At 60.0% G+C, this 10,672-nt stretch carries 9 protein-coding genes and 1 pseudogene; 7 read left to right on the top strand and 3 right to left on the bottom strand.

What is annotated here, in order from left to right:
- Positions 1 to 2,620: GH25 family lysozyme (locus DBR22_RS06045; RefSeq protein ID WP_258229055.1), on the top strand; the 2,620-nt coding region annotated here is incomplete at its 5' end.
- A gap of 73 nt (positions 2,621 to 2,693) precedes the next feature.
- Here the strand turns inward: DBR22_RS06045 and rfbA are convergent.
- Positions 2,694 to 3,563, bottom strand: coding sequence for a glucose-1-phosphate thymidylyltransferase RfbA (gene rfbA / locus DBR22_RS06040; RefSeq protein ID WP_108598245.1), 870 nt, complete (start codon positions 3,561 to 3,563; stop codon positions 2,694 to 2,696).
- A gap of 55 nt (positions 3,564 to 3,618) precedes the next feature.
- On the opposite strand from rfbA, the gene rfbB reads away from it, so the two are divergent.
- The 4 genes from rfbB to DBR22_RS06020 are packed head-to-tail and all read left to right on the top strand — an operon-like array spanning position 3,619 to position 7,166.
- Positions 3,619 to 4,617, top strand: a complete 999-nt coding sequence (rfbB, locus tag DBR22_RS06035; protein WP_108598244.1) for a dTDP-glucose 4,6-dehydratase — start codon at positions 3,619 to 3,621, stop codon at positions 4,615 to 4,617.
- A gap of 3 nt (positions 4,618 to 4,620) precedes the next feature.
- Positions 4,621 to 6,036, top strand: coding sequence for a sugar nucleotide-binding protein (locus tag DBR22_RS06030; protein ID WP_108598243.1), 1,416 nt, complete (start codon positions 4,621 to 4,623; stop codon positions 6,034 to 6,036).
- A gap of 2 nt (positions 6,037 to 6,038) precedes the next feature.
- Positions 6,039 to 6,767 (top strand): glycosyltransferase family 2 protein, encoded by a 729-nt coding sequence (locus DBR22_RS06025; protein ID WP_258229054.1) that lies wholly within the window; start codon positions 6,039 to 6,041, stop codon positions 6,765 to 6,767.
- A gap of 9 nt (positions 6,768 to 6,776) precedes the next feature.
- Entirely contained in the window at positions 6,777 to 7,166 is a 390-nt protein-coding gene (locus tag DBR22_RS06020) for a DUF2304 domain-containing protein (RefSeq protein WP_108598242.1), read from the top strand.
- Positions 7,167 to 7,233: 67 nt separating this feature from the next.
- On the opposite strand, the gene DBR22_RS06015 is transcribed toward DBR22_RS06020, so the two are convergent.
- Positions 7,234 to 8,115, bottom strand: coding sequence for a glycosyltransferase family 2 protein (locus DBR22_RS06015; protein WP_108598241.1), 882 nt, complete (start codon positions 8,113 to 8,115; stop codon positions 7,234 to 7,236).
- A 226-nt stretch (positions 8,116 to 8,341) separates the two neighbouring features.
- Here DBR22_RS06015 and DBR22_RS06010 point away from each other — a divergent pair, with 226 nt between their 5' ends.
- A complete protein-coding gene (locus tag DBR22_RS06010) occupies positions 8,342 to 9,088 on the top strand; it encodes a glycosyltransferase (protein WP_108598240.1) in 747 nt (248 codons plus the stop codon).
- Positions 9,089 to 9,160: 72 nt separating this feature from the next.
- The gene (locus DBR22_RS06005; RefSeq protein ID WP_108598239.1) at positions 9,161 to 10,081 is read left to right on the top strand and encodes a glycosyltransferase; all 921 of its coding nucleotides are present in this window, start codon (positions 9,161 to 9,163) and stop codon (positions 10,079 to 10,081) included.
- Here the strand turns inward: DBR22_RS06005 and DBR22_RS06000 are convergent.
- Positions 10,074 to 10,672 (bottom strand): annotated as a pseudogene (locus DBR22_RS06000) (polysaccharide biosynthesis protein); the annotation flags it as partial. The gene DBR22_RS06005 and the pseudogene DBR22_RS06000 overlap by 8 nt on opposite strands.

Below are 10,672 nucleotides of genomic sequence, written 5' to 3'. Positions count from 1 at the left end.
GTCGATGGCTGACGCCGTAGGCACCGGCGGGGCGGAAATGGGCCAGCGGGCCGCCCGTGTGGCCGCCTCGTCTTCGAGCACCAGCTTCACAAAGCTCAGCACTGAGGCCCTGGTTACGGAGGGCACCTGGATGCCGACCTTCGGTATCCAGGGACTGGACGTGAGCGGCCACCAGCCGAGTGTCGACTGGCAGCAACAGTGGAACATGGGTTCCAGGTTTGCCTACGTGAAGGCAAGCGAAGGTAATTACTACACCAACCCGTCTTACAGTTCGCAGTATCAGGGCTCTCGAAACGTGGGCATGATCCGGGGCGCCTACCACTTCGCCATCCCGAACTGGTCCTCAGGCGCCGATCAGGCCCGCTATTTTGTACAAAACGGCGGGGGCTGGAGCGCAGATGGTTACACCATGCCCCCGGTGCTCGACTTCGAATTCAACCCGTACGAGGGCCGGACAATCAACGGCTTCTACTTCGGCAACACCTGTTACGGAATGTCGCCGGCGCAACTGGGGTCGTGGGTACGCGATTTCGGCAACACCATGTTGTCGCTCACAGGCCGGCATCCTGTTATCTACACCAATACCAGTTGGTGGAACCAGTGCCTCGGCAACCCCGCAGGATTTGGTGACTACCCCTTGTGGGTTGCTGCCTACCCCAGCTCCCCCACCAACAACGCGGGCCCCGTCCCTACTGCAAGCTGGAGTACCTACAGCATTTGGCAGTACAGCAGCACCGGGCCCTTCGCCGGCGACTCCAACGTCTGGAACGGCGACTACGCCGGACTGAAAGCCTTCGCCTCCAGCGGTATCCCGCCAGAGGCAACGCGGGCCATAGATGCACTTCGCTCATCCACGCCCTCCTTGGGGGCACAGGCAGCGGACACGGTCTGCGGGCTGCGCAACGGTGGCTGTTTCCGTGCCTATCAGGGTGGCATCGTCATGTGGTCACCCGCCACGGGAGCCCAGCTGAGCCTCAGTGGGCCTGTCCGGGACGCCTGGGCACGCAGCGGATATGAGAACGGCCAGATGGGCTACCCCGTGTCGGGGCTGGTCTGTGGACTCAAGGGCAACGGTTGCTTCCAGAATTACGAGGGCGGGTCGATCATGTGGTCACCAGCCACCGGGGCGTCTCTGGTTCCATTCGGGGCGATCCGTGAATACTGGGCGGCAAAGGGCTACGAAAACGGCGGCCTCGGCTACCCGTTAAGCAACCAGACGTGTGGGCTCAAGAACGGCGGCTGTTTCCAGCTGTTCCAGGCTGGCTCAGTTCTGTGGAGCCCTTCCACAGGCGCCCATCTCGTGACGCCGGGACCTCTGCTTGAAGCGTGGTCCCGGGCCGGCTACGAGAACGGCCTCCTTGGCTATCCCACGGCCGATTCAGCCTGCACTGCCGCAGACTGTACCCAGGACTTCACAGGGGGCGTGATCGGTTGGACCGCTGCGGCGGGAGCCTGGCGTGTATATATGGGCATGGGCGGAGTGTGGAAAGCAGCACGGTCCAACGGAGAACCCATCGGATTCCCCCTCGGCAATGAAGTCTGCGGAATTCGCAACGGGGGCTGCTACCAGCTGTTCCAGGGCGGCACACTGCTGTTTTCTCCCGCAACCGGGGCCTTCACCGTGACCGGCCGGATGCTCAGCTACTGGCAGTCGACCGGATTTGAAAGCGGGCGGCTCGGTTACCCCACGAGTCCGGCGAGTTGCTCAGCAACCAGGAGCGATTGCCGGCAGTCCTTCGAAAAGGGCGTGGTGGGCTTCTCTGCCACCACCTCTCCCGAAACCGTTCCAGCCGGCCCTATGGCTGCAGCATGGGGGCAGGCCGGATATGGCCCGGGTGCGCTTGGCTATCCCACCTCAGGTCAGGTCTGTGGGCTCAAGGACGGAGGTTGCTTCCAGATGTTCGTCAAGGGCGCCCTCATGTACTCCCCGCTCACAGGGGCTCAGACGAGTCTTTTGGGCCCGATCCGCGACCTGTGGCAGAAGTCCGGATTTGAGGGCGGCTACCTCGGCTACCCCGCGTCCGGAGTGATCTGCGGCCTGGTTGACGGCGGTTGCTTCCAGAACTACTCCAGCGGAACCGTGATGTGGTCCCCCAACAGCGGAGCGAACGCCATCATGTTCGGGCCCTTCAGGGATGCCTGGGTCAGCACCGGTTACGAGGGCGGCCAGCTGGGATACCCCGTTAGTGCGCAGATTTGCGGATTGCAGAACAACGGGTGCTTCCAGAACTTCGCCAAGGGAACCGTGATGTACTCGCCAGCCACTGGAGCCCAGGCAATGACGTCGACACCCATCAGGGAACGCTGGGCGGCGACGGGCTTCGAATCCGGAACCCTGGGATACCCCGCCAGTTTTGCACTTTGCGGGCTGCGCAACGGCGGCTGTTTCCAAAACTTCGAGAAGGGCAGCATCATGTGGTCCCCGGCCAGCGGTGCCCACCTGATGGTGCCGGGGCCGATCCAGCAGAGCTGGGCCGGCCAAGGATTCGAAGCCGGAGCACTGGCCTACCCCATCAGCAGTCAGACCTGCACCGCTGACAAAACCTCTTGCAGCCAGAACTTCCAGGGAGGAAGCATCAGCTGGACAGCTTCCGGCGGCGCAAAAATACGCTTGACCTAGAGCCTTGCGGAGTGACAAAAAGGTGGGATCCGGATTCGGATCCCACCTTTTTGGTGAGCTGTGTGCTTGGGTATCAGTGCCCGTGCTCGAGCAAGTCGATCAGATATGAGCCATACCCGCTCTTTACCATGGGTTCAGCCCGCGCCCGAAGCTCATCATCAGTAAGGAACCCCAGCCGCCAGGCAATTTCCTCAGGAGCGCCGATCTTGAGCCCCTGCCGGTTTTCGGTGGTCCGGACAAAGTTTGAAGCATCGTTAAGGTCGTTGAAGGTTCCTGTATCCAACCATGCGGTTCCGCGGGGGAGAATCTCCACTTGGAGCTTGCCGCGCTCCAGATACGTGCGGTTGACATCGGTGATCTCGAGTTCCCCGCGCGGTGACGGCTTCAGGTTCTCCGCGATCTCCACGACGTCGTTGTCATAGAAGTACAGGCCAGGCACTGCGTAGTGACTCTTCGGCTCCGCAGGCTTTTCCTCAAGGGAAATAGCTTTACCGTTGCTATCGAACTCCACCACACCGTAGGCCTTCGGATCTGCCACCCAATACCCAAACACCGCACCGCCGTCGATGTTTTCAAAGCGGCGCAGCTGAGTGCCCATGCCGTGACCGTAGAAAATATTGTCGCCCAGGACAAGAGCGACACTGTCATCACCGATATGCTCCTTGCCCAGGACGAATGCCTGAGCAAGGCCATCGGGCGAAGGCTGCTGCTTGTAGGTGATGGATACGCCGAAACGGGAGCCGTCGCCGAGGAGTCGCTCAAATTGCTCGGCATCATGAGGTGTCGTGATGATGAGGATGTCCCGGATGCCTGCCAGGATCAACGTTGACAGCGGGTAGTAGATCATAGGCTTGTCGTAAACAGGAACGAGCTGCTTGCTGACGCCCAGGGTGATGGGGTGAAGCCGGGAGCCGGTACCACCGGCGAGTATTATTCCGCGCATGACCCCATCTTTCCCTTCGTTATCGGTGGCAGCAAATCCGGTAGTCTTGGGAACTATGCAGCGACTTCTTGTTACCGGCGGTGCCGGCTTCATTGGATCAAATTTCGTCCACTACGTTCTTGAGAACACAGATCACCACGTCACCGTGTTGGACAAATTGACCTACGCCGGCAACCTGGAGTCCCTGCAAGGGCTGCCTGAAGACCGTTTCAGGTTCGTTCAAGGCGATATCGTCGATGCCGGGCTGGTCGAAGATCTGGTCAGCGACACCGATGTTGTAGTCCACTACGCCGCAGAGTCCCACAACGACAACTCCCTGCACGACCCGCGCCCCTTCCTGGACACAAACATCATCGGCACTTATACGCTGATCGAGGCCGCCCGGAAACACAACAAGCGCTTCCACCACATCTCCACTGACGAGGTCTACGGCGATCTTGAGCTCGATGACCCTGAACGCTTCAGCGAGTCGACACCCTATAACCCGTCCAGCCCGTACTCCTCGACTAAAGCGGGCTCGGACCTGCTGGTCCGCGCGTGGGTGAGGTCGTTTGGCCTGCAGGCCACCATCAGCAACTGCTCGAACAACTACGGCCCGTACCAGCACGTGGAAAAGTTCATCCCGCGCCAGATCACCAATGTCATCGACGGCATCCGCCCCAAGCTCTACGGCAAAGGCGAGAATGTCCGGGACTGGATCCACGCGAACGATCACTCCTCAGCCGTGCTTGCCATCATCGACAAGGGCCGCATCGGTGAAACGTACCTGATCGGTGCTGACGGAGAGAAGAACAACAAGGACGTCGTGGAGCTGATCCTCAAGCACATGGGCCAGGCAGCAGACGCCTACGACCATGTAGTGGACCGGCCCGGCCATGACCTGCGCTACGCCATCGACTCCACCAAGCTCCGGGATGAGCTGGGCTGGGAACCACGGTTCTCCAACTTCGACGCCGGCATCGAGGACACCATCGCCTGGTACCGCGACAACGAAAACTGGTGGCGGCCACAAAAAGCCCAGACCGAAGCCAAGTACAAAGAACAAGGCCAGTAGACGATGCCCATTGAGTTCTCTAAGAAGCTGACCGCCCACGAGACCCCGATCCCCGGCGTCGTCCTGTATGACCTGCCCGTTCATGGTGACAACCGTGGCTGGTTCAAGGAAAACTGGCAGCGCGAGAAGATGCTTGCACTCGGTCTGCCTGACTTTCACCCTGTGCAGAACAACATCTCATTCAACGAAAAGGCCGGCACCACGCGTGGCATCCATGCCGAACCGTGGGACAAGTTCATCTCGGTGGCTACTGGCCGGATTTTTGGGGCTTGGGTCGACCTGCGGGAAGGTGCATCCTTCGGTGCTGTCTTCACCGCAGAGCTGGATCCCAGCCAGGCAATCTTCATCCCCCGCGGCGTGGGCAATGCCTTCCAGACGCTCGAAGACATGACGGCCTACACCTACCTTGTTAACGACCATTGGTCCGCAGACGCCCAGGGACAATACACCTTCCTGAATCTTGCCGACGAAGCAGCGGGAATCCAGTGGCCCATCCCCCTGGAGCAGGCGGAACTTTCGGATAAGGACAAAGCGCATCCCCGTCTGGCCGATGTCACGCCGATGCCGCCCAGGAAAACTCTTGTACTTGGCGCCAACGGACAACTCGGCAAGGCACTCCGAAAACTTTACGACGGCGACACGTCAGTTGAGTTCGCTACCCGGGCAGACGTTGACCTGACCTCCGCAGAGTCTCTCACCAAGCTCAACTGGAAAAACTACTCAACGGTCATTAACGCAGCGGCCTACACGGCAGTCGACGCCGCCGAAACCCCCGAGGGCCGCGCCGCGGCCTGGGATGTCAATGTCACAGCCGTAGCGCGTCTGGCACGGATAGCCGTCGAGAATGACCTGGTACTGGTACACGTGTCCTCCGACTACGTCTTCGACGGCACAGAAGAGGCCCACAACGAGGACGAACCGCTCACACCGTTGGGCATCTACGGCCAGACCAAGGCAGCCGGTGATGCCGCGGTCAGCGTCGTGCCCAAGCACTACATTGTGCGCACGAGCTGGGTTATCGGGGAAGGCAACAACTTCGTCCGCACCATGTCATCGTTGGCTGCCCGCGGGATCAGCCCCTCAGTCGTGGATGATCAGTTCGGCCGGCTCAGCTTCACAACCGATCTCGCCGCGGGCATTCGCCACCTGCTGGAGTCCGGAGCCGAGTACGGTGTCTACAACGTCACCAATGACGGCCCGGAACAATCGTGGGCCGACATCGCCGCCGACGTCTACGAACTCGTCGGCGCATCGCGGGACTCAGTCACCGGGGTGTCCACGGAAGCCTACTTTGCAGGCAAGGAAGCTTCGCCGCGCCCCCGGAACAGCAGCCTCACGCTGGACAAGATCAAAGCCAGCGGATTCACCCCCGCCGTGTCCAGGGATCGGCTGAGCGCCTATCTGAAGGATGGGCTCTAACGATGGCACAGGCCCGCCTGCACGACATCCTGGTGATCATGCCTGCCTGGAACGAGGCGGAGTCCATCGGTAATACCATCAGGGAAGTGTTCGATTTTGGTCCTCCGTGCGACGTCCTGGTTGTCGACGACGGGTCCCGTGACAGTACCGCGGAGCTTGCCCGTAAGGCCGGCGCAACAGTAATCCAGCTGCCCTTCAACATGGGCGTGGGCGGGGCCATGCGTACTGGATTCAAATACGCGAAGAAAAACGGGTACCAGCAGGTCATCCAGGTTGACGCAGATGGCCAGCATGACCCCCGTGACATCCAGGCCGTCCTGGACGGCCTGAAGAATGCCGATATCGCCATAGGTGCGCGCTTCGCCGACAAGGGTGACTACGCTGTTAAAGGTCCCCGTAAGTGGGCAATGAACGTGCTGGCATGGACAATCTCACGAATCTCAGGAACCCGCCTGACTGATGTCACCTCCGGATTCAGGGCAGCGAATACCAAAGCAATGCGTCAATACGTCGATCACTATCCGGCCGAGTATCTGGGTGACACGATTGACTCCCTGGTGGTCGCAATCCGCTCAGGATGCACCGTCCAGCAGGTTGGCGTGTCAATGCGCGAACGCCAAGGAGGTGCTCCGAGCCATGACCCGGTCAAGGCCGCGATCTACTTGGGGCGTTCCGGACTGGCATTGATCTTCGCGCTGACACGGAAGAAATCCGAACCATCGTCCAACTAGGAATCTGACATGTCATTTCTTATGGGAATCATCGTCGTTGTGGCGATCCTCTTTTTCGTTTTCGAGATGCTGCGGCGCCAAAAACTGCGTGAAAAGTATGCCGTGCTGTGGATCATCATCGGTCTCGGAACACTGTTTCTGGCCGCCTTTCCCGGCCTCTTGGAACTGGCCAGCACCCTGCTCGGCATCCAGGTTCCGGCAAACCTGCTTTTCATCATGACACTGGTTCTTTTGGTGGGCGTTTGCCTGCATTTGTCCCAGGAGCAGTCCCAGGCTGAAGACGAGGTCCGCATCCTGGCTGAAGAAGTCGCCATCCTCAGGGCAGAAATGGCCGACGTGAGGGTCCAGCTTGATGCCGCTATCGCGGCCGCGGGCGGCAAAGGCCCAACAACGCCTTAGACATCACAGGATCGGAAAAAATAAAGGTGGCCGGCCCCCAGGGCCGGCCACCTCCTCTTTAAGCTATTCAGCTGACGATGTGCTTGGCCAACCTCGGCAGGGAATCAAACTTCCCCCGGGCGACTGCTTTGAGCACCAGGGCCCCGGCGTTCAGTCGGGAGGTCGTGTGGAAAGCGGCCGCGAGCGATGCCCTTTTCCAACCCAGCGTCTTGAACCTTTTTGCCTGCAGTTCGAAGAAGCTTCGCTCTTCGTCGAAACGTCGGCCGTCGAGCGCGCGGACAGACGAATCCGACGCAGAATGACGCCGGTACAGGAACGAAAGAGTCGGATCGATAATCATCGAACCACCTTCAGCGGCAATATCCAGGAGAAGAGCCAGGTCCTGAACGACGTCCAGGCCCTGGGTGAAGCCTATCCGCGTCACGGTTTCCGTACGCCAGGCAAGTGAAGGGAAGTAGGCCCAGTCAGCGCGGACGAGGCTCGTAGCCATGGCCTCACCTTTGAGTTCCATCCGTTCCGTGGTCTTGGGTGCGTACAGCTTCTTGACCGCGTCGACGAGCGGGGTGCAGGCAATTCCTTTTTCATCAATGACCTGCACACCTGGCTGCACCACGTCGGCGTGGGGATAAGCGGCAAAGGCCGCTGCCACGATGTCCAGGTAGTTCGGGAGCATGATGTCATCGGCGCCCATAATGACCACGTACGGTGCTTCGACCAGTGTCAGGGCCTTGCGGTAGTTGCCATTCGCTCCGAGATTCTCCGCATTCTTCATGTATGTCACACGAGGATCTGTAATGCTCGTGAACCACCGCTCCGGCTCGGGGTCCGGGTAGCCATCATCGATGACAATAAGGCGCCAGTCCTGGTTCTGCTGGTTCATGACGCTCTGGGCCGCCAATTTCATCTGGTCTACGTCGCCGTAGTAGGGCAGCATTACGTCAATGGCCATGGACCTTTGGTTCCTTTCGGTGGATTCTGCCGGCGCTTCGGAAGCGCCAGGCCACGCCCCGGGCCGCCGCAAGGGCGGGGCCGGACACGATCATCGTCCTTACGATTATAGGCCAGGCGCATACTCGCCTCCGCCGTGGCGCCTCTTTGCTAAACTGGTCTTCGTTTGACCAAGCCCCGCTGGACACCACCGAGCGGGTACATTCTGAAAGCGATGTTCCGCCTCAATGGATCCGGTACCCACGCTCATTCCGCGCGTCAGTGTCTGTATGGCCGCCTACAACGGCGCAAACCACATTCGCGAACAGATTGAATCCATTCTCCTGGAGCTGTCAGCTACGGATGAACTAGTGATCATTGATGACTGCTCCACCGACAGCACGAAGAGCGTCGTCGAGGGAATCGGCGATCCTCGTATCCGTCTGATCGCGGGCACTACGAACGCCGGTTACGTCCGCACCTTCGAAAGGGCGCTGTCTGAGTCCCGGGGCCGATACGTGTTCCTTTCGGACCAGGACGATATCTGGATTCCCGGACGGACTGAGCGGATGATCGCCGGCCTCCAGGACAAGGACATGGTTGTCAGCAATTGCCGGCACTTCGACGGTCCCCTTGGCCGGTTCCATCGAATCCGGCTCAAAGCGAAAGATTCGAACCACACGCTGCGGAATCTCGCCGGTATTGTCATCGGCTACCGGCTGCATTGGGGCTGTGCCATGGCTTTCCGGCGGGAGTTGCTCCCCAAAATTCTGCCGTTCCCGGCGCACATGCGCGAGTCCCACGATCAGTGGATAGCCATGGTGGGTATCGTCAATCGCTCCATCCGCTACTTGGAAGAGGACACTATCCTGCATCGACTCCATGGGGAGAACCTGACGCCACAAGGAATCCGCAGCGCGGGCAAGATCTTCGCAGCGCGGCTGGACTTCTTCAGAAATCTCCTGATCGCCACGCGCCGCGCCCTCGCCAACTAGGCCATCAACAACCCCACCTGCACATCGGAGGCACCGACGTGCGCCGAAAGCACCGAAAAGGATGGCCTCTCCATGGACCTGACTCCGAACACGCGGGAAGTAGCGGCAGTAGTCTCCGCGTACTCGCCAACAGAAGAACTTATAACGAACGTCGCTTCCCTGAAACAGTATGTTGACCATGTAGTCGTGGTCGACGACGGCTCCCCCGGCGACGTCTCCTCAGTACTCTCGAAGGTGGAGGCCGCCGGCGCTGTTGTTGTTGGGCTTCCGGTCAACTCCGGCATCGCCGCGGCACTCAACGCAGGTATGAAGCATGCGCGCGAACTGTGGAAGCCCGAATGGCTGGTCACCATGGACCAGGATTCAAGGTTTACCGGAAACTACGTGGAGAACGCCTTGGACGTCGCGCGATCGTCCAGCAATCCGGAAACAGTGGGAATGGTAGCCGCACAGTTCCACAACGGCATCAGGCTGCCGTTATTTGGCGCCGGCCCCGAACGTGAGGTCTTCGACCCCATGCAGTCCGGGACGCTTATCAAGACGGCCGTCCTGGACAAAGTCGGGTACCTTGACGAGGACTTCTTCATCGACTGCGTGGACTCGGAATTCAACGCCCGCATGCGGCAGGCAGGGTTCCGAGCGCTGGCCAGCGAGGGAAGCAATCTCGCGCATTCCCTGGGTGATGCCAGGCCGCTCACCATTCTGGGCTGGCACGCGCGCATCGGAGCCAAGAAGTTGAGCGTCCACTACCATTCGCCATTCCGTGTCTACTACATCACCCGGAACTCACTGGTCCTCTTGCGCCGTTACGCGCTGACTCAGCCGAAATGGATACTACGCCGCCTCTATATGGAGCTTCAGAGCCACATCGTCAGGTTCATTTATGGCCCTAACCGAAAGCTTCACTTGATTGGGTTCCTCTACGGCATCCGGGACGCTGTCATCAACCGGATGGGAAAAATCGACCCGCGACTGGCCGAACGGCTTAAGTAGCCTCCACCTGCTTCACTTCCCCATTCCGGGTGCGATACCTGTCAAGATTGTTCAGCCTCCTTATTGCCGGCAAGGCCAAGGCGGCGAACAGTACAGCCTCGCTGCAGGCCATCCCCAAAGCTATTCCATCCGCCCAGTCAGACATGGCCGCAGTCAGCATCGTGGCCAAACCGAGTACTGCCGAAACAGCAGTCCATACCAGGATCAGTTTCTCGCCTCCGAAGGGAACAAGCAGATTGCGGATGAAGGGCGATGCGGCGGAAATAAAGAAGAAAGCAAGGCCGTAAAACAGGCAGGTCAGTTCAGTGGCCCTGACCGGGGCACCAAAGAGGATCTCCGTCGCCAGGGGGCCGAGCAAGGCAAGTAGCCCTCCACCGACGGCTCCCAGTGCGAGGTGGGACAGGATGGCCATGAGGTGCCGCCTGCGTTCGGAAGCGTTACCCAGTTCCAGGACCCAGCCCTGAAACGTGTTACCCAACGCCATGACCGAAAAAAGGCCAAAACGGTAGATCGTGTCGGCGGAGCCGAACTGCCCTGCCGGCGCCGCGCCGACGAATGCCTGGGCAATCGGCAGAGGGGTGGCTGCATAGG

Origin of the sequence: Arthrobacter sp. HMWF013 (assembly GCF_003061105.1) — a bacterium.
Taxonomy (GTDB): Bacteria; Actinomycetota; Actinomycetes; order Actinomycetales; family Micrococcaceae; genus Arthrobacter.
This window is presented reverse-complemented; position numbering and strand designations above follow the sequence as displayed.

Coding starts and splice junctions, on each gene's coding strand:
- rfbA (WP_108598245.1), bottom strand. CDS start 3,563: ATGCGCGGAATAATACTCGCCGGTGGTACCGGCTCCCGGCTTCACCCC.
- rfbB (WP_108598244.1), top strand. CDS start 3,619: ATGCAGCGACTTCTTGTTACCGGCGGTGCCGGCTTCATTGGATCAAAT.
- DBR22_RS06030 (WP_108598243.1), top strand. CDS start 4,621: ATGCCCATTGAGTTCTCTAAGAAGCTGACCGCCCACGAGACCCCGATC.
- DBR22_RS06025 (WP_258229054.1), top strand. CDS start 6,039: ATGGCACAGGCCCGCCTGCACGACATCCTGGTGATCATGCCTGCCTGG.
- DBR22_RS06020 (WP_108598242.1), top strand. CDS start 6,777: ATGTCATTTCTTATGGGAATCATCGTCGTTGTGGCGATCCTCTTTTTC.
- DBR22_RS06015 (WP_108598241.1), bottom strand. CDS start 8,115: ATGGCCATTGACGTAATGCTGCCCTACTACGGCGACGTAGACCAGATG.
- DBR22_RS06010 (WP_108598240.1), top strand. CDS start 8,342: ATGGATCCGGTACCCACGCTCATTCCGCGCGTCAGTGTCTGTATGGCC.
- DBR22_RS06005 (WP_108598239.1), top strand. CDS start 9,161: ATGGACCTGACTCCGAACACGCGGGAAGTAGCGGCAGTAGTCTCCGCG.